The sequence below is a fragment of the Nocardioides sp. Z22_16 genome, assembly GCF_058134365.1.
Map to the genome: position 1 here is coordinate 22,565 of NZ_JBYTTI010000003.1, position 25,048 is coordinate 47,612.

The 25,048-nt window shown below is 74.3% G+C and carries 23 protein-coding genes; 9 read left to right on the forward strand and 14 right to left on the reverse strand.

Annotation, left to right across the window (positions count from 1 at the left end):
- Window positions 1-10 precede the first annotated feature (10 nt).
- Genes AC3X7R_RS08465 through AC3X7R_RS08475 form a run of 3 tightly spaced genes read left to right on the forward strand, consistent with a single transcriptional unit; the run spans window position 11 to window position 1,783 of the window.
- On the forward strand, window positions 11-400 hold the full coding sequence (locus AC3X7R_RS08465; RefSeq protein ID WP_489965169.1) for a phage holin family protein: 390 nt from the start codon (window positions 11-13) through the stop codon (window positions 398-400).
- Between the two features lies 1 nt (window position 401).
- Window positions 402-917: a low molecular weight protein-tyrosine-phosphatase gene (locus AC3X7R_RS08470; RefSeq protein WP_489965170.1), complete on the forward strand. Its 516-nt coding sequence runs from the start codon at window positions 402-404 to the stop codon at window positions 915-917.
- Window positions 914-1,783: a fructosamine kinase family protein gene (locus tag AC3X7R_RS08475; RefSeq protein WP_489965171.1), complete on the forward strand. Its 870-nt coding sequence runs from the start codon at window positions 914-916 to the stop codon at window positions 1,781-1,783. Before AC3X7R_RS08470 ends, AC3X7R_RS08475 begins: the two co-directional genes overlap by 4 nt.
- Before the next feature lie 7 nt (window positions 1,784-1,790).
- Here the strand turns inward: AC3X7R_RS08475 and AC3X7R_RS08480 are convergent, their stop codons facing one another.
- Entirely contained in the window at window positions 1,791-3,008 is a 1,218-nt protein-coding gene (locus AC3X7R_RS08480) for a glycoside hydrolase family 6 protein (protein WP_489965172.1), read from the reverse strand.
- Between the two features lie 102 nt (window positions 3,009-3,110).
- On the opposite strand from AC3X7R_RS08480, the gene AC3X7R_RS08485 reads away from it, so the two are divergent.
- From AC3X7R_RS08485 to AC3X7R_RS08495, 3 genes are read left to right on the forward strand one after another with little or no spacing between them, the layout of a single operon-like run.
- Window positions 3,111-3,812, forward strand: a complete 702-nt coding sequence (locus AC3X7R_RS08485; RefSeq protein WP_489965173.1) for a response regulator transcription factor — start codon at window positions 3,111-3,113, stop codon at window positions 3,810-3,812.
- Window positions 3,809-5,185 (forward strand): HAMP domain-containing sensor histidine kinase, encoded by a 1,377-nt coding sequence (locus AC3X7R_RS08490; RefSeq protein WP_489965174.1) that lies wholly within the window; start codon window positions 3,809-3,811, stop codon window positions 5,183-5,185. The genes AC3X7R_RS08485 and AC3X7R_RS08490 overlap by 4 nt, the downstream gene beginning before the upstream one ends.
- A 35-nt stretch (window positions 5,186-5,220) precedes the next feature.
- Entirely contained in the window at window positions 5,221-5,784 is a 564-nt protein-coding gene (locus AC3X7R_RS08495) for a DUF2231 domain-containing protein (RefSeq protein WP_489965175.1), read from the forward strand.
- Here the strand turns inward: AC3X7R_RS08495 and AC3X7R_RS08500 are convergent.
- From AC3X7R_RS08500 to AC3X7R_RS08525, 6 genes are all read right to left on the reverse strand, one after another.
- A complete protein-coding gene (locus tag AC3X7R_RS08500; protein WP_489965176.1) occupies window positions 5,777-7,018 on the reverse strand; it encodes an anthranilate synthase component I family protein in 1,242 nt (413 codons plus the stop codon). The genes AC3X7R_RS08495 and AC3X7R_RS08500 overlap by 8 nt on opposite strands.
- Window positions 7,015-7,593 carry an anthranilate synthase component II gene (locus tag AC3X7R_RS08505; RefSeq protein ID WP_489965177.1) on the reverse strand — a complete coding sequence of 193 codons (579 nt, stop codon included), beginning with the start codon at window positions 7,591-7,593 and terminating at the stop codon, window positions 7,015-7,017. The genes AC3X7R_RS08500 and AC3X7R_RS08505 overlap by 4 nt, the downstream gene beginning before the upstream one ends.
- Window positions 7,590-8,231 (reverse strand): NeuD/PglB/VioB family sugar acetyltransferase, encoded by a 642-nt coding sequence (locus AC3X7R_RS08510; protein WP_489965178.1) that lies wholly within the window; start codon window positions 8,229-8,231, stop codon window positions 7,590-7,592. The genes AC3X7R_RS08505 and AC3X7R_RS08510 overlap by 4 nt, the downstream gene beginning before the upstream one ends.
- A complete protein-coding gene (locus AC3X7R_RS08515; protein WP_489965179.1) occupies window positions 8,224-8,847 on the reverse strand; it encodes a sugar transferase in 624 nt (207 codons plus the stop codon). Before AC3X7R_RS08515 ends, AC3X7R_RS08510 begins: the two co-directional genes overlap by 8 nt.
- Window positions 8,848-8,858: 11 nt before the next feature.
- On the reverse strand, window positions 8,859-10,556 hold the full coding sequence (locus tag AC3X7R_RS08520) for a sulfatase-like hydrolase/transferase (RefSeq protein ID WP_489965180.1): 1,698 nt from the start codon (window positions 10,554-10,556) through the stop codon (window positions 8,859-8,861).
- A 112-nt stretch (window positions 10,557-10,668) separates the two neighbouring features.
- Window positions 10,669-12,618 (reverse strand): anthranilate synthase family protein, encoded by a 1,950-nt coding sequence (locus AC3X7R_RS08525; RefSeq protein WP_489965181.1) that lies wholly within the window; start codon window positions 12,616-12,618, stop codon window positions 10,669-10,671.
- Window positions 12,619-12,738: 120 nt separating this feature from the next.
- Between AC3X7R_RS08525 and AC3X7R_RS08530 the strand changes: the two genes are divergently transcribed.
- The 3 genes from AC3X7R_RS08530 to AC3X7R_RS08540 are packed head-to-tail and all read left to right on the forward strand — an operon-like array spanning window position 12,739 to window position 16,405.
- Window positions 12,739-14,430: a glycosyltransferase gene (locus AC3X7R_RS08530; RefSeq protein WP_489965182.1), complete on the forward strand. Its 1,692-nt coding sequence runs from the start codon at window positions 12,739-12,741 to the stop codon at window positions 14,428-14,430.
- Window positions 14,427-15,791, forward strand: a complete 1,365-nt coding sequence (locus AC3X7R_RS08535) for an O-antigen ligase family protein (protein ID WP_489965184.1) — start codon at window positions 14,427-14,429, stop codon at window positions 15,789-15,791. Before AC3X7R_RS08530 ends, AC3X7R_RS08535 begins: the two co-directional genes overlap by 4 nt.
- Window positions 15,788-16,405: a YveK family protein gene (locus tag AC3X7R_RS08540; RefSeq protein WP_489965185.1), complete on the forward strand. Its 618-nt coding sequence runs from the start codon at window positions 15,788-15,790 to the stop codon at window positions 16,403-16,405. Before AC3X7R_RS08535 ends, AC3X7R_RS08540 begins: the two co-directional genes overlap by 4 nt.
- Here the strand turns inward: AC3X7R_RS08540 and AC3X7R_RS08545 are convergent.
- The 7 genes from AC3X7R_RS08545 to AC3X7R_RS08575 are packed head-to-tail and all read right to left on the reverse strand — an operon-like array spanning window position 16,391 to window position 25,048.
- Complete coding sequence (locus tag AC3X7R_RS08545; RefSeq protein ID WP_489965186.1) at window positions 16,391-17,563, reverse strand: hypothetical protein; 1,173 nt, start codon at window positions 17,561-17,563, stop codon at window positions 16,391-16,393. The genes AC3X7R_RS08540 and AC3X7R_RS08545 overlap by 15 nt on opposite strands.
- A complete protein-coding gene (locus AC3X7R_RS08550; RefSeq protein ID WP_489965187.1) occupies window positions 17,556-18,578 on the reverse strand; it encodes a glycosyltransferase in 1,023 nt (340 codons plus the stop codon). Before AC3X7R_RS08550 ends, AC3X7R_RS08545 begins: the two co-directional genes overlap by 8 nt.
- Complete coding sequence (locus AC3X7R_RS08555) at window positions 18,575-19,777, reverse strand: hypothetical protein (protein WP_489965188.1); 1,203 nt, start codon at window positions 19,775-19,777, stop codon at window positions 18,575-18,577. Before AC3X7R_RS08555 ends, AC3X7R_RS08550 begins: the two co-directional genes overlap by 4 nt.
- Window positions 19,774-20,928 (reverse strand): glycosyltransferase family protein, encoded by a 1,155-nt coding sequence (locus AC3X7R_RS08560; RefSeq protein ID WP_489965190.1) that lies wholly within the window; start codon window positions 20,926-20,928, stop codon window positions 19,774-19,776. Before AC3X7R_RS08560 ends, AC3X7R_RS08555 begins: the two co-directional genes overlap by 4 nt.
- Window positions 20,925-22,118, reverse strand: a complete 1,194-nt coding sequence (wecB, locus tag AC3X7R_RS08565; RefSeq protein WP_489965191.1) for a non-hydrolyzing UDP-N-acetylglucosamine 2-epimerase — start codon at window positions 22,116-22,118, stop codon at window positions 20,925-20,927. The genes AC3X7R_RS08560 and wecB overlap by 4 nt, the downstream gene beginning before the upstream one ends.
- Window positions 22,115-23,263, reverse strand: coding sequence for a DegT/DnrJ/EryC1/StrS family aminotransferase (locus AC3X7R_RS08570; protein ID WP_489965192.1), 1,149 nt, complete (start codon window positions 23,261-23,263; stop codon window positions 22,115-22,117). Before AC3X7R_RS08570 ends, wecB begins: the two co-directional genes overlap by 4 nt.
- Window positions 23,264-25,048, reverse strand: coding sequence for a polysaccharide biosynthesis protein (locus tag AC3X7R_RS08575; protein ID WP_489965193.1), 1,785 nt, complete (start codon window positions 25,046-25,048; stop codon window positions 23,264-23,266).

The following is a 25,048-nucleotide window of genomic DNA, read 5'->3' on the forward strand; positions in this document are numbered from 1 at the left end:
GGGTGTGGGCATGCGCTTCCTGACCTGGCTCCTGGCCACGGCCGTCGCGGTGGCGACCGCTGCGTGGCTCTTCGACGGCATCTCCTTCGAGGGCGCCTCCGCCCCCTTCAGCACCGAGCTGAAGGAGAAGATCGGCCCGCTCCTGGCCGTCTCGGTGCTCCTGGGCGCGGTCAACATCGTGGTGGGCAAGCTGCTCAAGCTGCTCTCGCTCCCTTTCATCATCCTGACCCTCGGGCTGCTGCTGATCGTGATCAACGCCTGGCTGCTGATGCTCACGGCGTGGCTGGCCGACGGGCTGGGCCTGGGCTTCGAGGTGAACGGCTTCTGGACCGCGGTGGGCGGGTCGGTGGTCATCTCCCTGGTGGGCTGGTTCTTCGAGACGGCGCTGAGCGACGACTGAGATGCCCCGTCCTCCCCGCCCCCGCACGCCCGGCCGCTACCGCATCGCGGTGGTCTGCCTGGGCAACATCTGCCGCTCCCCGATGGCCCACGTGGTCCTGGAGCAGCAGGTCGCCGAGGCCGGGCTCTCCGGGCGCGTCGAGGTCGTCAGCGCCGGCACCGCCGGCTGGCACGTCGGCAAGTCGATGGACCCCCGGGCCGCCGCCACCCTGACCGCCGCCGGCTACGACGCCACCCGGCACCGGGCCCGGCAGTTCGAGGCCGGCTGGTTCGACGACCTCGACCTGGTCCTGGTGATGGACCGCAGCAACGAGACCGACGTGCGTGCCCTGGCCGACGAGGAGACCACCGCCCAGGTGCGGATGTTCCGCGACTTCGACCCCGTCGATCCCGGCGGCGAGGTTCCGGACCCGTACTACGGTGGTGACGAAGGCTTCACGGAGGTGTTGCGGATGGTCGAACGCACGAGTGCCGCCCTGGTCGAGGCCGTCGGCGACGAGCTGGCGTCCGGACCATGACCCGGCTGCCGGCAGTCGCCCGGCGCGCCGAGGCCCTGCTCGGCGCCGCCGTGGTGAGCACGGCACCCGTGGCCGGGGGCGACATCGCCACCGCGACCCGGCTGCGGCTCAACGACGGCTCGACCGCGCTGATGAAGAGCCTGCCGCACCCGCCGCCCGACTTCTTCGTGGTCGAGGCCCAGGGGCTGCGCTGGCTCGGTGAGGTGGCGGACGGCGCACCGGCCGCCGAGGTGCTGGCCGTCGACCAGGACTGCCTGATCCTCCGGTGGATCGAGCCGGGGCGGCCCAGTGCCGACGGCGCCGCCGACTTCGGCCGGCGGCTGGCGACCACCCACGCCGCGGGGGCCGACGGCTTCGGCGCCAGCGGTGCCGGCCAGCGCGACGGGTTCATCGGCCGGCTGCCGCTGCCCAACCGGACGACGCCCACCTGGGCGGAGTTCTTCGCCACCCGCCGGGTGCTCCCCTACCTCAAGCTCGCCCAGGACCGCGGCGCGATCGAGCCCGACGACGTGCGCAGCGTGGAGGCCCTGGTCGGCCGGCTGCCGGCGCTCGTCCCCGAGGAGCCGCCCGCCCGGCTGCACGGCGACCTGTGGAACGGCAACTGCCTGTGGGGCAGCGACGGGCGGGTCCACCTGATCGACCCGGCCGCCCACGGCGGCCACCGCGAGAGCGACCTGGCGATGCTCGCCCTCTTCGGCCTCCCCCACCTGGCGCGGGTGACCGCCGCCTACCAGGAGGTCGCCCCGCTGGCCGACGGGTGGGAGGACCGCCAGGGGCTGCACCAGCTCTTCCCGCTGCTGGTCCACGCCTGCATGTTCGGCGGCGGCTACGGCTCCCGCGCCGGCGAGGTCGCGCGGCGCTACTAGTGCAGGGCTAGAGCAGCGGGCCGGGCCAGGGGGTGGAGCGGCCCATCTCCACGGCCCGGGAGAGCACGAACGGGTCCGCCTGGTAGTGCAGCCAGGGCCGGCCGAACCAGACGAAGCCGTCGACGTGGCGCCGGGCCAGCCGGCGGATGTCGGCCGGCAGCCCCCACCGGTCGTCCGCGGTCCGGACGGTGGGCGGGATGCCGAGCGTCACGCAGCGGTTCATCCGGTGGCTCCGGCAGGTGCGGGCGTTGTCGTTCTCCTCGCCCTCCGCCGCCGGGACGACCTGCGGCCACATCGTCGGCCGGCCGGACTTGGCGGTGTCGATGATGAAGTGCTTGTGCCCGAAGCCGCGCTTGCGCAGGATCCGCGCGATCTCGCTGCCGTGGAGGATGTTCTCCACCGGGCCGGTGTAGTGGGTGGAGTCCAGCGCGAAGCCGCGGGCGTGCTGGATACCGACCCGGGTCAGCAGGTCGGCGCAGTGCTCGGGCTGCTGCCCGGTGCCCTTCTTGCACCAGTCGGCCGCGCCGGCGTCGAGGTAGACCTCGGTGCGGGGCAGCTCGCTCAGGATCCGGGTCGCGTAGGCGAGGAGCCGGGCCTTCGCGCCCCGGTCGGGAGTGCACCAGAAGAACGGCATGTCCGGCTGCATCACCACGAGCGCCGGCGCGGAGCCGATCCCGGCCGCCACGTTGCGCATCCAGCTCTTGTAGCTGCTCCGCTCCTCGGGGGTGGAGCGCCGCTCGCACGCCTCGTTCTCCCAGGGTGACATCCGGAAGAGCGCCATCTGCACCAGCGCCTCCGGGTCGCCCGCCTGGGAGGTCTCGACGTAGCTCGCGACCTTGGTGGTGATCTCCTCGTCCGGGATCCAGCCCCCGAACCACTTCGTCCGGGGCCGCTGCGCGATCTTGGCCAGCTGCGCCTGCTCCTCGCCGGTGGCCGCGAGGTAGGGGTAGTAGACCTGGTCCTGCGGACCGAGGTAGACGCCCCAGCGGCGGCCGGCCAGCGGGTTGGACGGGTTCTGGGGGTACGCCGCCTCCGGCGTCTGCCACACCTCGGTGGCGGGCAGCAGCCCCGCGCCGGCCTCACGCTGGTCGTAGCCGGCCGCCTGCCGGGTGTAGTCGCGCGTGGTGCTGGAGGAGTCGGGCCCCGCGGCGAGAGTGGCCGGCGCCAGGCCGGTCAGCCCTGCCAGGACGGCCAGGACGGCGACGGGGTGCAGGAGGCGGATCACCCGTCGAGGGTATGGAGGGGGCGCCCCGGTTGTCCCGGATTTCCTCCGAAGCGCCCCGTCGTCGTTCAGCCGGCGCTCAGGAGCGGCTGGCACAGTGGTGCCGTGCAGAACGCCTCCACCCGCCCCCGGGTCCTGGTCGTCGACGACGACCGGGCCGTCCGTGAGTCGCTGCGCCGCTCCCTGGAGTTCAACGGGTACGACGTGTCGCTCGCCTCCGACGGCGCCGAGGCGCTGGCCAGCATCGCCGCCGCCGCACCCGACGTGGTGGTGATGGACGTGATGATGCCCCGCCTCGACGGCCTGGAGGCGACCCGCGCCCTGCGGACCGCGGGCAACGACCTGCCCATCCTGGTGCTGACCGCCCGGGACGCGGTCGGCGACCGGGTGGAGGGCCTCGACGCCGGCGCCGACGACTACCTCACCAAGCCGTTCGCGCTGGAGGAGCTGCTCGCCCGGCTGCGGGCGCTGCTGCGCCGGGTCGGCTCGGGGGACGAGGGCGCCGACGAGGTGCTGACCTTCGCCGACCTGTCGATGGACGTCGCCACCCGGGAGGTGCGGCGCGGCGCGCGGCAGATCGAGCTGACCCGCACCGAGTTCGCCCTGCTGGAGATGTTCCTGCGCCGGCCCCGGCGGGTGCTGGAGCGCTCGTTCATCCTGGAGGAGGTGTGGGGCTACGACTTCCCCACCAGCGCCAACTCGCTGGAGGTCTACGTGGGCTACCTGCGGCGCAAGACCGAGGCGGGCGACGAGCCGCGGCTGATCCACACCGTCCGCGGCGTCGGCTACGTGCTCAGGGAGGCGTGAGCCGGGGTATGGGCGGGTTCCACTACCGGCGCTCGCTGGCCAGCCGGGTGGCTCTGCTGACCACCATGGCGGTCGGCGTCGCGATCGCCTTCATGGCGGCGGGTGCCTTCCTCACCGTGCGGATGCAGCTGCAGTCGAGCCTGGACGACTCCCTCCTCGACCGGGCCACCCGGGCCGCCTCCTACAGCACGCTGGCGGAGATGACCTTCCGTGAGGTGCCCCCGTGGATGCTGGGCGCCGCCGACGTCCGCATCGTCTTCATCACCTCCGACCGGCAGTGGTACACCGCCGACAACGACGGCCCGGCGTTCACCCTGGGCGCCTCGGAGCTGGAGGTGGCCAGCGGCGAGCGGCCCACGTCGGTCCGGACGCTCCGGGCCGAGGGCGGAGTCCGCTACCGGGTGGCGACCGTGCCCGCGGGGCCGGGCCAGGCGCTGGTGCTGCTCCAGCCGATGGCCGACACCGACCGGACCCTGCGCGGGGTCGGCACCGTGATGTCGATCTTCGGCGGCACCGGTGTCCTGGTGGCCGCCCTGGCCGGCTGGCTGGTGGCGCGCAACGGACTGCGCCCGGTGCGCCGGCTCACCGGCGCGGTGGAGCGGATCGCGCGCACCCAGGACCTGCGGCCGATCCGGGTCGAGGGCGACGACGAGGTGGCCCGGCTGGCCCGCGCCTTCAACGAGATGGTGCAGGCGGTCTCGGCCTCCCGGGACCGCGAGCGCCGGCTGGTCGCCGATGCCGGCCACGAGCTGCGCACCCCCCTGACCAGCCTGCGCACCAACCTCGACCTGCTCAGCCAGGCCGGCGACGGGCTGCCCCCGGAGGCCCGGGCCGAGCTGCTCGACGACGTGCGCGCACAGATCGAGGAGCTCTCGACCCTGGTCGGCGACCTGGTCGAGCTGGCCCGCGACGAGCCGCTCTCCCCCGTGGTCGCCGAGTTCGACCTGGCGGAGGTGGTGCTGCGGGCGGTCGCCCGGGTGCGCCGCCGCTCGGCCGCCGAGTTCGCCGTCGAGGTCGAGTCGTGGCCGGTGCGCGGCGAGGCCGCCGCGCTGGAGCGTGCGGTCACCAACCTGCTCGACAACGCCGCCAAGTGGAGCCCGCCCCACGGCACCGTCACCGTCCGGCTGGCCGAGGGCGTGCTCACGGTGGACGACGAGGGGCCGGGGATCGCGGAGGAGGACCTGCCCCACGTCTTCGACCGCTTCTACCGCTCCGACGACGCCCGGGCCCTGCCCGGCTCCGGTCTCGGCCTCTCGATCGTGCGCCAGGCGGCCGAGCGGCACTCCGGAGCGGTCCGGGCCGACACCTCGCCGGCCGGCGGGGCCCGGCTGGTCATGTGGGTCCCCGGGGTCGCCGCGACCCCACCGGACTGACGCTTCGCGACGTCTCCTGGTGGGTACCGGGTGCCATGGCCACCACCTCCTCGAACCCGTTCGTCCGAGCGACCCAGGCGCTGGAGCGCAGCCCGCGCCTCGACCCCCTCGTGGGGCTCTACCAGCCGCTGGTCGACGCCCTGGTCGCCAGCGAGGGGCGACGCCGCCTCCTGCAGGGCGAGTGGCTCGGGCACGCCGTCCATCCCCTGATGACCGACGCGCCGATCGGCATGTGGATGTCGGCGACCGTGCTCGACCTCGTCGGCGGGGAGAGCGCCCGCCCCGCGAGCCGGCTGCTGCTCGGCGGCGGCCTCGCGGCCTCCCTGCCCACCGCGCTCGCCGGCTGGGCGGAGTGGCACCGCACCGGGACGGCGGAGAAGCGGGTGGGCGTGGTGCACGCGATCTCCAACGTCGTCGCGATGGGGCTCTACGGTGCCTCGCTGGTGGCGCGGCGCCGGGGCCACCACGCGCGGGGCGTCGCGCTCGGGCTGGCGGGCGGCACCGCCCTCGGCGTCAGCGGCTATCTCGGCGGCCACCTGGTGGCCGCGCGCAAGGTCTCGAGCCGGCACCCCGACCTCGAGGCCGACGAGCTCACCTGAGCGCCGCCAGCAGCCGCTCGGCCTTCCAGACGGTCTCCGCATGCTCCTCGGCGACCTCCGAGCGCACGGTGATGCCGCCGCCGGTGCCGACCCTCCAGCGTCCGTCGCCCGGGGTGGTCAGCGAGCGGATGACGACCCCGAGGTCCGCGCGGCCGTCGGCGGCCAGCCAGCCGAAGGCGCCCGCGTAGGCGCCCCGCGGAGTCGTCTCGACCGCCTCGATGATCTCCATGGTCCGCAGCTTCGGCGCCCCGGTCATCGAGCCGGCCGGGAAGAGCGCGCGGAGCGCTGCCACGGTCGAGACGTCGTCGCGCAGCCGACCGCGCACCGTGGAGACCAGCTGGTGGACGGACTCGTAGGACTCCACCTCCATCAGCGTCGGGACCTCGACGGTCCCCACCACGCAGACCTGCGCCAGGTCGTGGCGGAGCAGGTCGACGATCATCAGGTTCTCGGCGCGGAACTTCGGCTCCGCCGCCAGCCGCTGGCGCGACTCCTCGTCCTCGGCCGCGGTCGCGCCCCGCGCGGTGGTGCCCTTGATGGGCCTGGTCTCCAGCACCCGGTCCGCGGTGACCAGGGCGTAGCGCTCGGGTGAGGAGCTGAGCAGCCAGGCGCGGTGACCCGCCACGTCGTGCTGCAGGAAGCCGGCGTACGGCGCCGGGTTGAGCTCCCGCAGCCGCAGGTAGACCGCGGCCGGGTCGAGGCCGGAGGCGACCTCGAGGCGGTGGGTCAGGTTGACCTCGTAGGAGTTCCCGGCGTGCAGCTCCTCCTGGACCCGCGCGAAGGCGGCGGCGTACTCCTGCGGGACCGGGCCCGCGCTCCCGGGTCGCGGAGCCCGGGCCCGCCGCGACGGGGGGTCGTGGCGGAAGGCCCGGACGTGGCGCGGGCGCATCCAGACCGCGTCGGGCTGGTGCGGGTCGGGCCGGGCGGGCAGGTCGGGCCGGCTGGCGGCACCCAGGTAGCCGAACCACTGGGCGTCGGCGGGACCGGTGGCCAGCTCGTGGGCCAGCACCGCGAAGACGTCGTCGCCCACCGCCTCCGACCGGGCCGAGGCCCCGGCGCCGGTGTGCCGGTGCACCACCCCGGCGGTCGCGTCGTAGGTCAGGGAGACGTCGTCGGGGTCGAGCCAGCCGATGACCGACCGGCGACCCGACCAGGCCCGCGCCCCGCCGCCGTCGAGCCAGAAGGAGCGCGGCTGGGCCGCCGCGACCTCCGCGAAGGTCTCCTCCGGGGTCACCGGGGCGTCCTGCCGCCGGCGCCCAGGAAGTTGGCGACGAGCTCCTGCCCGTGCTCGGAGAGGATGGACTCCGGGTGGAACTGGACCCCCTCCAGCGGCAGGTCGCGGTGGCGGACCCCCATCACGGTGCCGTCCTCGGCCCAGGCGGTGGCGACCAGCTCACGCGGGACCTCGAGGGCGGCGAGCGAGTGGTAGCGGACGGCGGCGAACCCCTGGGGCAGCCCGGTGAAGACCCCGGCGCCGTCGTGCTCGACCCGGGCGACCTCGCCGTGCGCCGGCCGCACCCGGCCCACCCGCCCGCCGAAGGCGGTGACCAGTCCCTGCATCCCGAGGCAGACGCCGAGCACCGGCCGGGTCCCGGCGCGGAGCACCTGGGCGCCGACGGCGAAGTCGCGGACGCTGTCGGGCCGGCCCGGTCCGGGCGAGAGGACCACGTGCCCGTGGGCCAGCACCTCCTCGGCCGCGACCTCGTCGTGCTGCACGACGCGGGGCAGCACCCCGGTGACCGCGGCGACCAGGTGCACCAGGCTCCAGGTGTAGGAGTCGTGGTGGTCGACCACGACCACGTCGGTCATCGGGCCGGGACGCCCTTGACGACGACCCCGGGAGGCACGTCGCGGACCACGCAGGCCGAGCCGCCGACGGTCGAGCCCCGCCCCAGGGTGAGGCCGTTGAGGATGACGCCCGCGACCCCCACCAGCACCTCGTCCTCCAGGACGCAGTCACCGGAGATCGAGGCGAGCGGGTTGGCGCTCACGTAGTCGCCCAGGGTCGTGTCGTGCCCCACCGTGACGTTGAGGTTGAGGTGCACGTGACGGCCCAGCCGGATGTGGGTGGTCAGCCGGACGCCGGCGCAGAGCACCGATCCGGCCCCCACGCTCACGTCGAACCCGGTGGTGACGCTGGGGTGCACCAGGGTGGCGGGCGTGAGCCCGGCGGCGTCGAGCCGCTCCGCGATCAGCCGCCGCGTCGCCGGGCTGCCGATCCCGACCGCGTAGTGGGGGGCGTCGAGCCCGCCGAGCTCGGCGGTGGTGCCGAGGTAGGCGACCCCGCGCCGGGCCAGCAGGGCGAGGTTCTGCTCGGTGGGCGAGTCGTCGGCCACCCCGGCCACCGTCCACACCGGGGTGCCGGCCGCCGCGTTGACCGCGTCCACCACGTCGAGCACCTCGCGGCCGAAGCCCCCGGCCCCGACCACCACCAGGGGCTCAGGCACGACCGGTCTCCGCCCCGACGCCCTGGAACTCGGCCATCGTCGCCTCCCCGTCGGCGGAGATCCCGTCCCGGCGGACGACCTGGGCCAGGGTCCGCCACAGGATCCAGGCGTCCAGCCGCAGGCTGCGGCGCTCGACGTACTCCACGTCCTTGGCGAACTTGGCGTCCCAGGTGATCGCGTTGCGCCCGCTGACCTGCGCCAGGCCGGTGACGCCGGGGCGCACCTCGTGCCGTCGTCGCTGCTGCGGGGTGTAGCGGTCCAGGTAGCGCACCAGCAGCGGACGCGGACCGACCAGGCTCATGTCGCCGCGGACCACGTTGACCAGGCTGGGGAGCTCGTCCAGGCTGGTCGAGCGCAGGAACGCCCCGAAGGGGGTGAGCCGCTGCGCGTCGGTGACCAGGCCGCGCTCCTCGTCGACCTCGAGCATGGTGCGGAACTTCACCAGCTCGAAGACCTTCTCGTCCTTGCCGGGACGCGGCTGACGGAAGAGCACGGGCGAGCCGAGCCTGGCCCGCACCACGGCGGCGAGGCCCAGCTGCAACGGCAGCGAGAGGACCAGGGCGACGCCGCCGACCACCAGGTCCAGGGCGCGCTTGAGCGGGTCGTAGGGCTTCACGGTCGAGCAGTCTAGGGCTCGTCCCGCCCCTCCCCGGTCAGCCGGCGGCACCGCGCGGGGACCGGGGCGTCGCCCCGGAGCTGGGCGCACCGGTCGAACCGCCGCAGCCGGCGCATCAGCGCGGCCTGCTGCTCGGCGTACCTGCGGACCCCGAACGTGTTCTTCTTCTCCCACGGGTGCTTGTCGTAGGAGTAGAACTCGTAGCCGTGCCGGGTCCGGCCCTCGGCCGGGTCGAGGTCGTGGCGCACCAGCAGGGCGTCGCGGGTGCGGACGGCGACGTAGCTGGGGATCCGCATCAGCTCGCCGCCGGTGAAGGCCCGGTCGGGGTCGCCGCCGGCGGTGCCCGTGGTGTGCTCGAAGAAGACGTGGGTCCGGGTGCGCAGCTGCGGGTCGGTGAGGCTGGGCACCAGCGAGGTGCCCGAGCGGTACGGCGCCGGAGGGAGCCCGGCGAGCTCCTCGAAGGTGGGCGCCAGGTCGATGTTGCTGGTCATCTCGCGTCGCGGGCCGGGGACCACCCCCGGGCCGGTCACCAGGAGAGGGACCCGCACGTCGGTGTCGTAGGCGGTGCCCTTGCCCATCCCCAGGCCGAGCTGCCCGAGGTGGAAGCCGTTGTCGGAGGTGAGCACCACCATCGTGTCGTCGTCGACGGCGCGCAGGATGCGGCGCACCGTGCGGTCGACCGACTGCACCATGCGGGCCCGGTCGCGCAGGTGGGTGACGGCCTCCCGGGCGGGGGTGGTGCGGATGGTGTTCCACGGCCGCGTCCGCCTGCCGCCGCGGGTGCGCGGCACGTTGTCGCGCCGGTCGTCGCCGAAGCCGGGGAGGTCGCGGGTGGTGAGGGAGCCGCAGGCGACCGGCCCGCAGTCGCCGGCCGCCTTCGTGCCGCCGGGGCGGTCGGCGAAGGCCGGCGGGAAGAGGGGGTCCCCGGGGTAGGCGCCGTCGGGGTTGGTCCGGTTGTGCGGGGCGTACGGCGCGACCTGGAGGAAGTAGGGCTGGTCGGAGTCGCGCTGCTCGGCGATGAAGTCGAGCGCGTAGTCCTCGATGACCTGCCCGGCGTAGGCCCGGTCGAGGACCTCGGCCGAGGAGCCCGCGGCGGGTGCCGGGTGGTGGCGCACCTCGGCCCGCCCGTCGACGATCTCGGTGCTGTCGAAGCCCCAGCCGTCGTAGGCGGAGCCGAAGAGCACGTGGAACTGCGACCAGCCGGGCGGCACCGGGGGCATCTCCCGCACCCCGGCGACGTACTCGAACTCGTTGAGGTACTTGCCGACGAAGCCGGTGGCGTAGCCGACCTCCTGCAGCCGCACGTTGAAGCTGCGCGGGCCGTTGCCGTAGCGGTCGAAGGCCGGGTAGCCGCCGTAGGGCAGGGCCCCCTCGGAGGTGTTGGTGCGCACCCCCGTCTGGTGCGGGTACTGCCCGGTCATCAGGCTCGCCCGGGAGACGCAGCACAGCGAGTCGACCGCGAAGTGGTCGTAGCCGGCGCCGGTGCGGGCGAGCCGCGCGGCGCTGCGCATCGTCTGGAGCAGGTCCATGGAGAAGTCGTCCATCAGGACCATGACGATGTCGGGGCGCGAGCCGGCGAGGCCCGGCGCCGCGATCTCGCGGGGCGCCTCGGGCGCGTCGCTCTCCTCGCCGACGGCGGCGCCGCAGGCCGTCAGGGCCACGAGTGCGAGGGCGCTGCCCAGCAGCGTCCTCCAGCGGGATGTGCGCACTCGCACTCGTGACCTCCCCCGGGCTGGTCCACCACCACGGTGGGGACAGCCTAGGAGACGTCCCGGAGGCCCCCGGGGTTGCCGCACCGCGGGAAGTCGGGACGAAGGTCCCTCAGCCGCGGTCGTCCCCCAGCAGCAGGTCGGAGACCAGCTCGTTGATCAGGTCGAAGCCGCGCTCGGTCAGGATCGACTCGGCGTGGAACTGGATGCCCCGGTAGTGCGGCCCCCGGAGCAGGTGCACGTCGCCGCTCTCCTCGTCGGCCTCGACCGTGACCCCGGCCGGCAGTCCGGCGTCGCCGACCCGGCCCACGAAGGTGTTGTAGAAGCCGACCCGCTCGGCCCGGTCGCGGATCCTGACCTCGGCCTGGGTGCCCTGGAAGACGATGTCCTTGAAGGCCAGCGGGACGCCGACCGCGTGGCAGAGCGTCTGGTGGCCGAGGCAGACCGCGAGGAACCGCTGCTCGCGGGCGAGCAGCCGGTCGACGACCGCGCGGACGACGGCGATCTTGGGGTCGTCGCCGTCCCGGGGGTCGCCGGGTCCGGGGCCCACGATCACCAGGTCGTAGTCGTCGAGGTCGCCCTCGCGGTAGGCGTCGTGCCGGACCACCTCGCTGGTCATCCCCATCACCGCGAGGAGGTGGCGCAGCATGTTGACGAAGTCGTCCTCGGCGTCGAGGATCCCGACCCGCAGGCCGGCCAGCGCCGGGTCGGGGGTGGAGCCGGCCTGGTCGGTCAGCCAGAAGGTGGAGAGTCGGCGGTTGCGCGACTGCAGGGCGATCAGGACGTCCTCGTCGCGGGCCAGCTCGGCGAGCCCCTCGGAGGGAGAGCCGGCGGCCGGCACCAGGCCGAACGCCGAGAGGATGCCGCCCGCCTTGGCGTGGGTCTCGGCGACCTCGTAGGCCGGGTCGGAGTCGCGGACCAGGGTGGCCCCGGCCGTCACCTTCATCCGCCCCTGCGGGTCGACGTCGGCGCTGCGGATCACGATGGGGCTGTCGGCCGTCGGCCGGCCCTCGTCGTCGCGGCCCAGCAGCGCGAGCGCCGCGCCGTAGTAGCCGCGGCCGCCCTCCTCGTAGCGGTTGATCAGCCGGACGGCGTTCTCCACCGGGCTGCCGGTCACGGTGGCGGCGAACATGGTGTCGCGCAGGATCTCGCGGACGTCGCGGCGCGACCGGCCGGCGAGGAGGTACTCGGTGTGCACCAGGTGGGTCATCGGCTTCAGGAACGGGCCGAGCACCATGCCCCCCTCGTGGCACAGGTCGCACATCATCTTGAGCTCCTCGTCGACGACCATGAAGAGCTCGTAGATCTCCTTCTCGTCGCGCAGGAAGTCGAGGAGCGCCGGCTTCATCTCGGCCGCGGTGCGCCCGCCCACCCGGAAGGTGCCGGAGATCGGGTTCATCCGCACGTCGCCGCCGTGCACGCTGACGTGACGCTCGGGGCTGGCGCCGACCAGGAAGCGGTCGCCGGTGAAGAAGGCGTAGGTCCAGTAGGCGCCGCGCTCGCGCTCCAGCAGCCGGCGGAAGACGGTGAGCGCCTTGTCGACGCCCCAGTCGGCGACCACCGCCCGGTAGTGGCGGCCGATGACCAGGTTGGCCCCCTCGCCCTGCCCGATCTCGTCGCGGATGATCGCCTCGACGATCTTGGCGTAGTCCTCGTCGGAGGTCTCGAAGCCGCCCCGGTCGGTGAACTCGATCCCGGTGTCGTCGAGGGCGGCGAGCACGTCGGCGACCGGGTGGCGGCGCTCGAGCTCGATGTCGACCACCACCAGGGGCGCGCCGTCGTCGTGGGCCTCGAAGCCGCGCTCGCGGACCTGCCGGAAGGGCACGGCCAGCAGCCGGTCGAACCGGCGCCCCGGCGCCGGCACGCCGTCCTCCAGCGGCACGTCGAGGAGCGACTCGACCTCGCTGCGCGCGCCGCCGACGAAGGTGACCACGTCGGCGTCGCCGGGCTCCTTGCGCGCGAGTCGGATCACGGCCCACGCCTCGTGCCCCTGGAGCTCGGCGAGCGTGGCTCGCACCTCCTGGAGTCGCGCCCCGTCCGGGGCCGGCGTGGGCTGGCTCATGGGGGAACCCTAGTTCGGGGCCCGACCCGTCCGGTACGGCGTCCCAGCCGGCGACCCGGCGCCTAGACTTCGATCCGGCGTTCGCGCCCCACCCGACCCGATCGCCCCCCGAGGAGTCCCATGGCACCGGCCGCCATCACCGTGCAGCTGACCGGGGATCCCTCGTTCTTCACTCAGTCCCACCTCGAGCCGTGGGAGGAGTCCGCCGCCGCGGCGCGGGCCCGGGGGCACGAGGTCTCCGTGCGGCACCTCCCGATGGGCCCCGGCGCCCTCTGGTCCCCCTGGGCCGACGACCACCGCAGCCACCGCGCCCAGGGTGGCGACGACGACGTGCTGGTCCTCGCGCGCCCCCAGGACCGGCCCAGCCGCCACCTGCTCGCCCACCTGACCGAGGCCGTGGTCGCCGGCGCCGCGGCCGCAGCCCCTCGCCCGCTGCCGCTGGCGGCCGGGGAGACCGGCGCGCTCGCGCTGCGGGCGTCCACCCTGCGCTCCCTCGGCGACCTCGGCGACGTCCGCGACCACGACGCCGCGCTGGCGGCCGTCCGGGCGCACGCGGCCGACCGGCCGGGCGGCACCCGGGTCGTCGGGGAGGCGACGCTCTTCCGGGACCGGCGCCTGGGGCCCGACGCGCAGCTGCGCGAGCCCCGCGCCGCGGAGCTGCGGCTCCTCGAGCCGGCGCCCGGCCCGCTGCCCACCGGCCACCCCGGCACCATGCCGGCCACCGCCCTCGCCGGGCTGCTGCGCCAGGTGGGCCTCGACCAGGCCGCCCGGGAGACCCTGCACGAGCCCGTGGTCCGGCCGGGGACGCCGTTCCTCAGCGTGGTCACCCGGACCAGGGCGTCCCGCCCGTTGATGCTGGCCGACACCCTCGCCTCGCTGGCCGCGCAGACCGACCGCGACTTCGAGGTGCTGCTGGTCTGCCACCGGGTGGACGCCGCGGGCCGGCAGGCCGTGCGCGACGTGGTGGCCGACCAGCCGGGCTGGCTGCGCGACCGGGTGCGGCTGCTGGAGTCCGAGCGCCCCGGCCGCAGCGCGCCGCTCAACGACGGGCTCGAGGCGGCCACCGGCCGCTACCTGGCCGTCCTCGACGACGACGACACCGTGCTGGGCCACTGGGTGGCGACCTTCCGCGACCTGGAGCGGCGGGCTCCCGGCCGGGTGCTGCGCGCTGCCACCGCCCGCCAGCACCACACCCAGGTGGGCCCCGACGGCGACCCCGCGGGCACCGGCCTGCCGGTGGCGACCGGGCCGGTGGAGCTGGCCTGGCCGCTGGAGTTCGACCTCGTCTCCCACCTGCACATCAACTCCACCCCCAACATGTCGGCGGCGTTCCCGCGCGGGGTGGTCCACCAGCTCGGGCTCAGGTTCGACGAGTCGCTGCCGACCACCGAGGACTGGGACTACCTGGTCCGGGCCGCGGCCCTCACCGGTGCCGTCGACAGCCCCGAGGTGACGGCCGTCTACCGCTGGTTCACCGCCGGCTCGTCGCGCGAGGAGCACGAGACGGCCGTCTGGGAGGCCGGCCACCGGCGGGTCCGCGAGGGCTTCGACCGGATGACCGTGCTGCTGCCCCCCGGCGGCGTCCGGCACGTGTCGGCCACCCAGGAGGAGCTGCACAAGCTCAAGGTGGAGCTCGGAGAGGCGAACGACCGGCTCTGGCTCATCGAGGGGGCGCCCGACGAGGACCTCGACCAGCACGACGAGGCCTCGCTGGCGGCCACCGCCTCCCGGCTGGCGGCGACCGTGAAGCGGCTCGAGGCCCGGCTGGGGGAGGTCCAGGAGCGCCTCACCGGCCGGCGGGGCGGGGCATGAGCCAGCACGCGCCGACCCTCCCCGGCCGCCGGCGGAAGGAGCCGGAGAACACCTGGCGGAGCCGGGTGCGCGCGGCCCGGCTCGCGCTCGGCCCCGAGCTGCACCGCTGGCGGGCGGTGCCGCCGCCCGGCCGCTCCGGCACCTGGTCGGGCCCGATCTGGGTGGTGGCCCTCGGGGTCGCGTTCTTCTACTTCTCCAACCCCCTGGTCTTCGAGCCGTCCTTCCCCTACGCCTTCGACCGGGCGATCCAGGCGATCCTGGTGGCGGTGCTGCTCACCCTCCCGCGGCTGCGGTTCCCGTCGCTGCCGTGGAGCATCGTCCTCTTCCTGGCGCTGTGCGCCCTCTCGATGACCTGGTCGGTCACCCCGTGGGCCACCGAGGACGCCTTCCTGCTCTACCTGCAGATCGCCTTCCTCGGCGTGGTCGCCGGCTCCAACGTCGACGTCCAGGTGGCCTCCTGGGGGCTCGCCCTCGGCGGTGTGATCACCCTGGCCGCCTCCGAGTACGCCTTCGCCGCCGAGCTCCCCGGCGCGGTCTTCTACGGCTTCGACGGGCCGGTGCTGACCGGGGTCGGGACCAACCAGAACATCCTCGCCTACACCCTCGCCCTCGCCCTGGCGGGCGCCTGCGGGGTGGTCCCGCGGCGGCGCTGGTCCCAGGTGCTGCAGCTCGGCACGATCGCCGTCCTGGTCTACGGGCTCTTCCGCGCCGGCTCGGCCACCGGGCTGCTGACCGGCGGGTGCGTGCTGGCGGTCGCCGGCCTCGCCGTGCTGGCCTCCCGCTTCTCGCTCTCGCGCCGCGCACGGCGGGGCATCGGGGTGCTCTTCGTGGTCGGCCTGGTCGCGGCGCTCTTCCTGGTCGACGTGGTGCTCGGCAAGGACTCCGCGAGCTTCTCCGGGCGGGTCCCCCTCTGGGAGGCCGTCCTCTCCGTGGCCCGCGAGCGCCCCCTGCTGGGCAACGGGTGGGGAGCCGTCTGGGGCCACCCGTGGCAGCCGGCGCCGGTCAACGACGTGGCGAACGAGATCTACGGCGAGGCCGGCCTGGTGCTGACCCACGGGCACAACAGCCTCATCGACGTGCTCCCCGAGCTGGGCGCGGTCGGCGTGCTCCTGGCCGTCGGGATCCTGCTGCAGGTGCTGCGCCGCGCCAGCCGCTCCACCACCCAGGACGGTCGCCTGCTGCTGCCGCTCCTGGTGGCGGTGGTGGTCTTCGGCATCACCGAGCCGCTGCTCACCATCCCGCTCGGCTGGTGGCTGCTGACCGTCGCCCTCACCGCCAGGCCCCGGCAGGCCGGAGCGGCGGACGCCCTAGACTTCGACGCGCCCTCCACCCCACCCCCGCCCCCACGAGGAGACCAGTGACTCTCAGGCAAAGCTGGCAGGCTGTCGCCCGCGGCTGGAAGATCGTTGCCGCCCTGACCGTGGCCGGACTCCTGGTGGGACTCGTGATGGGCCTGGTCGCCGAGCGCACCTACGTCTCCCACGCCCGTCTCTTCGTCGCCGCGGCGGCCGAGGCGGAGGACGCGGAGGAGCTCTTCTACCGCAACCAGGTCGCGGGTCAGCGGATCTCCAGCTATGTCGAGCTCGCCACCGGCGACGCGGTCGCCGCGGAGGCGCTGGCGCTGCTCCCCGACCACACCTTCGACGAGAGCAACGAGCCCAAGATCTCGGCGACCACCATCCCGGGGACGGTCCTCATCGACCTGCAGGCGACCGACACCAGCCCCGAGGACGCCCAGGCGCTGGCCGCGGCCTACGCCGAGGCGCTGCCCAAGGTGATCTCCCAGGTGGAGCGCCTGGAGTACGGCGACCTCGCGGTGCCGGTCGCCCTCACCGTCGTGGACGAGGCGTCGCCCGGCGTGCCGGCGAACCCCGGCCCGGTGCGCAACGTGCTGCTCGGCGGCCTGCTCGGGCTGGTGCTGGGCGCGGTGATCTGCGTGCTCCGCGCCGCGATCCGCGGCTCAGACCCCGCCTGACTCCGGCCGCGGCTCGTCGGCGCTGCGGACCACCAGCAGCCAGATCAGCAGCGACGCCGCCGACATCACGGCGAACGCGACCATCACCCCGGAGAGCCCCGCGACGGCGTACCCCACCAGGATGGCGACCAGCTGGAAGGCGCTGTCCACGACGCGGCCGACCATCAGGTCCCGCGGGCGCGCGTGGCTGCGGGCGACCACGTAGACGAAGCTGCTGAGGAACTGCAGGAGACCCATCACGGCGAGCACCACCGCGTAGGGGCGCAGCGCGGGGAGCACCCCGCCCTCGGCCACGGCCAGCGACGCCAGCACGTGCACCATCACCACGATCGAGGCGCCCAGGACGAGGCCGAAGGCCACGAGCCGCACGGCGAAGGCGGGGACGAAGAGCGTCTGCGGGCTGCGGTGGCTGATCCACCCGCGCAGCGGGCCCAGCACCAGGCGGACCGGGATCAGGGCGCTGGAGGCCGCCCGGACCACGGCGAACTCGGGGGCGACCATCAGCCGGGCCAGGATCAGCGGCGGCACCGCGACGGCCACGTCGAGCACCGCCGACTCCGCCCACAGCGTGGAGATGACCCGGCGGCGCTCGCGGATCCACTCCCAGCCACCGCCGCCGCGGACGACGGCCGTCAGCACCGGCAGGGAGGCCGCCAGGGAGCCCAGCGCCAGCGGCCACCAGACGCTGGTCCACTCCGAGACGCCCGGGTCGAGCAGGAAGACCGCGCCGAACCCGGCGAGGAAGAGCACGTCGGAGAGGAGGGCGGTGCCGGCGGAGTCGCGGGCGACGAGGAAGAGCCTGACCGTGTGCCGCAGCTGGCACAGCAGCAGACCCAGCGCCACCACCAGGACCTCGCCGCCGCCGACGAAGCCGAGGGCCCACGGGACCAGTGCCCCGACCACCGAGAACGTGGGCGCGGAGAGCCGCAGCGCCGCGTAGGGGGCCGGGTGGACCCGAGCGCCGTCGCGCAGCCAGGGGTCGACCACCACGGAGTTCTGGGCCGAGTAGGCCAGGCCCAGGGCGATGAAGAGCAGGCTGAAGATCGCGTACTCGGCGACGGGCAGCAGCAGCAGCGCCACCGCCTGGGGCAGCAGCGTGGCGACGGCGTTGGTGCCGACGCCGGCCACCAGCAGGGCGCCGCCCCGCCGGTCAGCCAACGACCTCCTCCAGGTGACCGACGAGCGAGGCCGCGACCCGGGAGCTGCGCAGCCCGGCGAGTCCCGCGGGGTCCAGGCTGGTCAGCCGCGGGGCCTCCTCGGCCACCAGGCGGGCCAGCGCCTCGGCGTCACCGTCGGGGGCCAGCAGCGCGTGCGGGACGTCGCGCACGCCCTTGACGTCGAAGGCGAACGCCCGGCGGCCGGTGACCACGCCCTCGAGCAGGATCCGCGGCAGGCCCTCCCAGGAGGCGGTGTGGAGCAGGGCGTGGGCGCTGCGCAGGTGCGGCTCGACCGGGCCGCGCCCGGGCAGCTCGACGTGCCCGTCCAGCCCCAGGCTGCGGGCGGCCTCGCGGGTCACCTCGTGGAGCGCGCCGTCGCCGAGCATGGTGAGCGACACCTCGACGCCGCGGTCGAGGAGCAGCCGGACCACCTCCAGGGCGAGGTGGGGACGCTTGCGCTCGGTGAAGTCGCCGGCCCACACGAGCCGCAGCCCGCCGGCGCCGGGCTCACCCGGCAGGGGCGGCAGCTCGCTCCACGGGAAGCGGTCCTCGGGGACGCCGACCCCCTCCCGGAGCAGGCGGACCCGCGAGTGGCGGGCGGACATCCAGGCGTGGTCGTCGGAGTTGATCGTGATCACCGACTCCGTGCGCCGCAGCAGCAGGCGCTCCACCACCTGCGCCGGGTGCCAGGCGTCGTTCCAGTGGAGCCCGTGGCAGAAGTAGACGACGGGGCACGGCATCGGCGCCAGCCTCACCAGCGTGGAGGCGGTGGCGGTGTTGGTGAGCACCACGTCGAGCTCACGGTCGCGCGCCCAGTGCGCCAGTCGGCCCGGGACGGCGGCGTTGCCCGGCGACGGGCGCTGGGTGAGGCCGGGCACGACGTCGGTCGCCATGGTGGCGGCCGGGGTGCCGGAGGCCGGGAAGACCTCGTGACCGGCCGCCTGCCAGTCCGCGACGATCTCGGTGAAGAAGGCGTCGAGGGTGCGTCCGACGCTGGTGAGCAGGCCGATCCTCATGCTGGGGTGGACTCCTTCTCCGTCGAGGGTGCCGGCTTGCGGACGGCCGGCAGCACGCCCCAGACCAGGGGCAGCACCGCGACCACCAGCGTGGCCCGGATCCGCACGACGATGCCGTAGTTGGTGAGAGCGAGGGCGAGGCCGGTCACCAGGACCAGCGAGAAGACCATCACCGCGACGGTGGCGGCGTTGCTCCCCGCGCGGCGGACGGCCAGCCAGGAGAGCGCCAGGACGACCAGCCAGTAGAGCGAGTTGGCCAGGATCCAGCCCCAGACCAGGGCCGGGCGGTACTCCCAGGGCAGCGGGCCCAGGCCGACCCGCACCAGCGAGACCACCAGGCCCACCGGGTGGAAGGGGTCCGAGGGCGCGAAGCCGGTGGTGGAGCTGTCGGCCAGGTAGTCACGGGTGACCGTGAGCACCTCCGGGCCGTAGCCGAAGTAGTCCAGGACCAGCCGGACGAGTCCCTGGGCGGCGAAGGCCCCGCCGACCACGGAGACGAGGGCGGCGGTGCTGCCGAAGCGCCGCCAGACCCAGCTGATCACCACGGCCGCCAACGTCGCCCCCAGCAGGATGCCCGCCAGGGGCGCCCGCATCCAGAAGGCGAGCGCCATCCCCAGCAGGGCGACCGCGGCGCCGCGCCACCACCGCCGCTCGACCAGGGAGAGGAGCCCGTGCAGGGTGATCACCACTGTGAGCCAGGCCCAGGCCTCGCGCAGCAGCGACGGCCCCAGGATCAGCAGGGCCGGGGAGGCCACCAGGAAGGCGCCCAGCCACGGGTTCCAGGACCGTGGACCCCAGATCCGCTGGCCGGCCGCGGCGATCAGGAGCAGCGTGAGGAAGGTGACGACCGCGTTGATGACGAGGCCCAGGTAGGGGTTGTCGTCGCCGGTCAGGAAGTAGGAGGTGCCCAGGATGGTCGGCCACCCCGACTTGCCGCCGGTCAGGTCGAGGTAGTCGGGGTCGTAGCCGCCGGTGAGGATCAGCGAGAGCCGCACGGTCCGGGCCTGGTCGTGGTAGATCACCTCGTCGGTGCCCGAGCCCAGCGGGCGGTCCAGGAAGGCCACCGCGGTGACCACGACCAGGAGCACGCCGGCCGCCCACGGCACCACGCCCGCGATGCCGGGGAAGAGCCCGCACAGCCACCGGGCGAGGCCGGCGCCGACGGCCAGCACCGCCACCACGAGCGCCACCTCGGTCATGCCCGGTCGCCGTCCTCGACGCCGGTCACCCGGGCGTAGACCTCGGCCAGCCGGGCGGCGTTGACCGCCCAGGAGTGGTCGGCGGCGTAGCGGGCGGGGCCCTCCTCGGCGCAGCGGGCGAGCAGCTCGGGGTCGCCGAGCACCTTGGCCAGGGCGGCCATGAACTCGTCGGCGTCGTAGTCGATGACGACACCGAGACCGGTCTCCTCGACGAGCTCGTCGATCGCGGTGCCGCGGCAGACGAGGAGCGGCTTGCCGAGGCCCAGCGCCTCGGCGAACTTGTTGGGGGCGCTGAACCGGTGGTTGGCGACCCCCGGGTCGTAGGTCGCGAACATCACCCGGGAGGCCCGCAGGATGGCGAGGGCCTCGGGGCCGGCGACCTTGCCGACGTAGTCGATGTGCGGAGCCGACCGCGCGATCCGGGCGATCGGCTCCTCCAGCGTCCCGAAGCCGGCGATCCGCATGCTCACCGCCGGGTTCGCGGCCACCTTCTCCACGATCTCCAGGAGCAGCCGGTTGCCGGCGAGGATGCCCACGTAGGCCAGGTCGACCACCGGGAGGTCGGCCCGGTCGGCCCGGTCGAGGCCGCTCAGGTCGGGCGAGTTCTCCACGATCGTGAGCCGCCGGGGGTGGGCCGGCTCGATCTGCGTGCGCCGGGTGCCGGCCGGCAGGATCACCTCGTCCGCGGCCTCCAGCACCCGCGTCTCCAGCCGGCGGACCAGGGGCCGCAGCCGGCCCGGCACCGGGAAGGAGTCGGCGTAGTAGTCGAAGACGTCGTAGACCAGCGGCACCCGCAGCAGGCGGGCCAGGAGCAGACCGGTGAGGCCGGTGGAGAGGTCGCAGGCGTGGATCGCGGCCAGCTCACGGCGCCGGCGGAGCACCCGCACCACCAGGAAGAGCTGGAAGGCCACCAGCCCCGCCAGGTTGGCCAGCCCCCGGCCGTGCGCCGCGCGCAGCCCGAAGCGGACCACCGGGTAGTCGGCGCCGTCGGCCGCCCCGGGCTCGGAGACGTGGCCGTCGCGGTCCCAGCCGAGCACCTCGACCCGCAGGCCGTGGTCGAGGGCGACGTGGGCGGCGCGGTCGACCCGGGGGTCGGGCGCCACGTGGCTGGCGCGCAGGACGACGAGCAGCCGCCGTCCCCGCCGGCTCACGACCCGACCTCGAGCCGGTCCTGCAGGTCGGGGTCGAAGTCGGCGATCCGGGCACCCACGCCGAGCAGCTCGGCGATCGCGGCCACCGACCGCGGTGCCGCGAAGCCGTCGCCGTAGGGGTTCACGGCGCGGGCCATCTCGTCGTAGGTGGCCCGGTCGGTCAGCAGCTCGCGCAGGGCCGCCTCGACCACCTCGGTGCGGGTCCCCACCAGCCGGACGGTGCCGGCGTCGACCGCCTCGGGGCGCTCGGTGTTGTCGCGCATCACCAGCACCGGCTTGGCCAGGCTCGGCGCCTCCTCCTGCACCCCTCCGGAGTCGGTCAGCAGCAGGTGCGCGCGCTCCATCACGTGGCAGAACTCGTGGTAGTCCAGCGGCTCGGTGAGCCGGACCGTCGGCACGTCGCCGAGGCAGTCGGTGATCACCTCGCGCACCACGGGATTGCGGTGCATCGGCACCACCCAGGAGAGGTCGGGGAAGTCGGCGGCCACCCGGCGGACGGCGGTCATCGCCGCGCGCATCGGCTCGCCCCACGACTCGCGGCGGTGGGCGGTGACCAGCACGGTGCGCCCCTGGCCCCGGGCCTCCTGCGCGGCGATCGCCGACAGCACCTCGCTCTCGTGGCCCAGCGGACGGCGCAGCGCGCCGTGCAGGGCGTCGATCACGGTGTTGCCGACGACGGGGACGGTCGCGGGGTCGATCCCCTCGCTCAGCAGGTTGTCGCGGGCCACGCTGGTCGGGGCCAGGTGCAGCCTCGCCAGCCGGGTCAGCATCTGCCGGTTGGCCTCCTCGGGGAAGGGGCTGAGGATGTCGTGCGACCTCAGGCCGGCCTCGAGGTGGACCACCGGCACGCCGCAGTAGAAGGCCGCCAGCGCGCTGACGAACGCGGTCGAGGTGTCGCCCTGGACGACGACGGCGTCGGGACGCTGCTCGCGGATGCACTCGGTCGCGGCGGTCAGCGCCCGGGCGGAGAGCTGGTCGAGGGTGGCGCCCGGGATCATCAGGTCGAAGTCGTGGTCGGGGACGATGCCGAAGAGCCGGTTGACCTGGTCGAGCATCTCCCGGTGCTGTCCGGTCACCACCGGCAGCACGTCGAAGAGCGGCGACTCGCGCAGCGCCATGACCAGGGGCGCGACCTTGATCGCCTCGGGCCGGGTGCCGTAGATGACCATGACCCGCTTGCGCACGCTCATCCCCGCCTCCGCAGGAAGTCCTCGATCGCGCCGGTGACGGCGCCGAACTGCTCCTCGCTCAGCGCCGAGCCGCTCGGCAGCGAGAGCCCGGTCCGGAAGAAGCGCTCGGAGACGCCGTTGACGTAGGCCTGTGCGTCGGCGAAGGCCGGCTGCAGGTGCATCGGCTTCCACAGCGGGCGCGCCTCGATGTCGAGCGCGGCGAGGTGCTGGCGCAGCTCCTCCGAGCTCCACCCGGCCACGTCGGGGTCGACCAGCACCGAGGTGAGCCAGAAGTTGTCGTGCTCCGACGCGTCGTCCACCCCGTCGTCGCCGCCGAAGGGCACGACTCCCGGCACGTCGGCGAAGAGCTCCCGGTAGCGGCGGCGCCAGCCACGGCGACGCTCCAGCATCTCGGGGAGCCGGGCGAGCTGGGCGCGGCCCAGCGCGGCGAGCAGGTTGGACATCCGGTAGTTGTAGCCGATCTCCTCGTGCTCGTAGTGCACGACCGGCTGCCGGGCCTGGGTGGCCAGGTGCCTGATGCGGGCCGCCATCGCGGGGTCGTCGGTCAGCAGCGCCCCGCCCCCGGAGGTGGTCATGATCTTGTTGCCGTTGAAGGAGACGACCGAGGCGGTGCCGTCGGCGCCGGCGGGCCGGCCGGAGCGCACGGCGCCGAGCGACTCGGCGGCGTCCACCAGGTGCGGCAGGCCGTGCCGGGCGGCGAGCCGCCCGATCTCGTCGTGGTCGGCGATCTTGCCGATCAGGTCGACCGGCACGATCGCGGAGACCTGCTCGCCGCGGGCGACCAGGTCGTCGAGCGCCTCGGCCAGCAGCGCCGGGTCCATGTTGCCGGAGTCGTCGGAGTCGACGAAGACCGGGCGCGCCCCGGTGTAGGTGATGGCGTTGGCGGTGGCCGCGAAGGTCATCGTGGAGGTGAGGACCACCGAGCCGGGGGTGACGCCGAGGCAGAGCATCCCCAGGTGCAGGCCGGCGGTGCCGGAGGAGAGCACCACGGCCTCCCGGCGACCGGTGAACTGCGCCAGCTCCGCCTCGAAGGCGTCCACCTCGGGACCGAGGGGGGCGACCCACCCGGACCTGATGGCGCGGACCAGCGCGGCCTCCTCGTCATCTCCCACATCCGGGGACGAGAGGTAGATCCGTGGGCTCACCTATTCTCCTCCGTGACTCTGCTCGGCGGCCTGGGCCGCCTGGGTGCGCATCTGCTCGGGTCCCTCGAGGGCGTGCGGCGCCACCGGCGGGACGGGCACGCTGCGGATCATCTCGTGCTCGGTCGGGGAGGCGACCTCCCCGTCGCTGAAGAGCACCTCGTGCAGCTTCTCGCCGGGACGCAGGCCGGTGAAGACGATCTCGACGCCGTGGGCGCCGGAGTGCCGGATCATCCGCTTGGCCACGTCGAGGATCAGCACCGGGGCGCCCATCTCGAGCACCATCACCTCGCCCGCGCTGCCCATCGAGCCGGCCTGGATCACCAGCTCGCAGGCCTCCGGGATGGTCATGAAGTAGCGGGTGACCTCCGGGTGGGTGACGGTCACCGGGCCGCCGGCCGCGATCTGGGCGTTGAAGGTGTGCAGCATCGAGCCGCGGGAGCCCAGCACGTTGCCGAACCGGACGCTCATGTAGGGCCGGCCCGTCTTCTCGGCGTGCCAGGCGGTCAGCTGCTCGGCGAGCCGCTTGGTCGCCCCGAGCACGCTCGTCGCGTCGGCCGCCTTGTCGGTGGAGACGTTGACGAACCGCTCGACGTCGTGCTCCGCGGCGAGGGTGAGCAGGTTGAGGGTGCCCAGCACGTTGGTCTTCCAGCCCTCGGCCGGGAAGCGCTCGAGCATCGGCAGGTGCTTGAGGGCGGCGGCGTGGAAGACGACCTCGGGCCGGTACTCCTCGAAGATCTTGCGCAGGCTCTGCTCGTCGCGGATGTCGACCAGGACCGTCTCGGGCCCGTCGAGCAGGCCGTGGCCGTGGACGGCGAGCTGCACCGCGTGCAGCGCCGACTCGTCCCGGTCGAGCATCGTCATGGTGGCCGGGCCGAAGGCGTGCACCTGGCGGGCCAGCTCGGAGCCGATCGAGCCGCCGGCACCGGTGATCAGCACCCGCTTGCCGGTCAGGTAGCCGGCGATCGAGGCGAGGTCGGTGGAGACCTGGTGGCGGCCGAGCACGTCGCCGATCTCCACCGGGCGGATCGAGGTGACGTCGACGCTGCCGCCGAGCAGCTCCGCCACACGGGGCAGCACGAAGAACTCCAGGCCGGCGGCGGCGGCGTCGTCCTGGACCCGGCCGATCAGCTCGCCGGGGGCGTTGGGGATCGCCAGGATCACCGCCCGGGCGCCCACCGCCTCCGCGGCCTCGGCGAGGTGCGCCCCGTCGCCCACCACCGGCACGCCCTGGATCCGCAGGTTGCGCTTGCCGGAGTTGTCGTCGAGGAACCCGACGGGGCGCAGGTTCATCTGGCTGCCGCGCTCGGCCCGCAGCAGGTGCAGCACCTGGCGGCCGGCGTCGCCGGCCCCGTAGACCAGCACCGGGGTGGCCCCGCGCTCGTCGAGCGGGTCACCCGCGCGGCTGCGCAGCGACCGGTAGAACCAGCGGCCGGCGGCGGCGAAGAGCAGGGCGATCGGCGGCACCAGCACCGGGACGCTGCGCGGCAGGCTGTCGTTGACCAGCGGCCCGGTCACCAGGGTGACGAACCCGACGACCGCCATGTGGACGGCGAGCCCGAAGGCCTCGTCGAAGGAGCCGACCAGGAACCGGCCGCGGTAGAACTTGGTCGCGTAGCCGACGGCCACCAGCAGGATCGCGCTCAGCACCCAGTAGAGGAGGACCGACTCCCACTGGACCTCGCTGATCGTGAAGTCGTGCCGGACTCCCAGCACCACGGCCGTGGCCAGTGACCAGCTGAGGATGTCGAAGGCGGCCAGCGCTCCGCGCCTCATCCATGGAGACAT

Bases quoted from the DNA above. Each gene is read 5' to 3' on its own strand.
- AC3X7R_RS08465 (WP_489965169.1), top strand. From the start codon at position 11: ATGCGCTTCCTGACCTGGCTCCTGGCCACGGCCGTCGCGGTGGCGACC.
- AC3X7R_RS08470 (WP_489965170.1), top strand. From the start codon at position 402: ATGCCCCGTCCTCCCCGCCCCCGCACGCCCGGCCGCTACCGCATCGCG.
- AC3X7R_RS08475 (WP_489965171.1), top strand. From the start codon at position 914: ATGACCCGGCTGCCGGCAGTCGCCCGGCGCGCCGAGGCCCTGCTCGGC.
- AC3X7R_RS08495 (WP_489965175.1), top strand. From the start codon at position 5,221: ATGGCCACCACCTCCTCGAACCCGTTCGTCCGAGCGACCCAGGCGCTG.
- AC3X7R_RS08505 (WP_489965177.1), bottom strand. From the start codon at position 7,593: ATGACCGACGTGGTCGTGGTCGACCACCACGACTCCTACACCTGGAGC.
- AC3X7R_RS08525 (WP_489965181.1), bottom strand. From the start codon at position 12,618: ATGAGCCAGCCCACGCCGGCCCCGGACGGGGCGCGACTCCAGGAGGTG.
- AC3X7R_RS08530 (WP_489965182.1), top strand. From the start codon at position 12,739: ATGGCACCGGCCGCCATCACCGTGCAGCTGACCGGGGATCCCTCGTTC.
- AC3X7R_RS08535 (WP_489965184.1), top strand. From the start codon at position 14,427: ATGAGCCAGCACGCGCCGACCCTCCCCGGCCGCCGGCGGAAGGAGCCG.
- AC3X7R_RS08550 (WP_489965187.1), bottom strand. From the start codon at position 18,578: ATGAGGATCGGCCTGCTCACCAGCGTCGGACGCACCCTCGACGCCTTC.
- AC3X7R_RS08555 (WP_489965188.1), bottom strand. From the start codon at position 19,777: ATGACCGAGGTGGCGCTCGTGGTGGCGGTGCTGGCCGTCGGCGCCGGC.
- wecB (WP_489965191.1), bottom strand. From the start codon at position 22,118: ATGAGCGTGCGCAAGCGGGTCATGGTCATCTACGGCACCCGGCCCGAG.
- AC3X7R_RS08575 (WP_489965193.1), bottom strand. From the start codon at position 25,048: ATGTCTCCATGGATGAGGCGCGGAGCGCTGGCCGCCTTCGACATCCTC.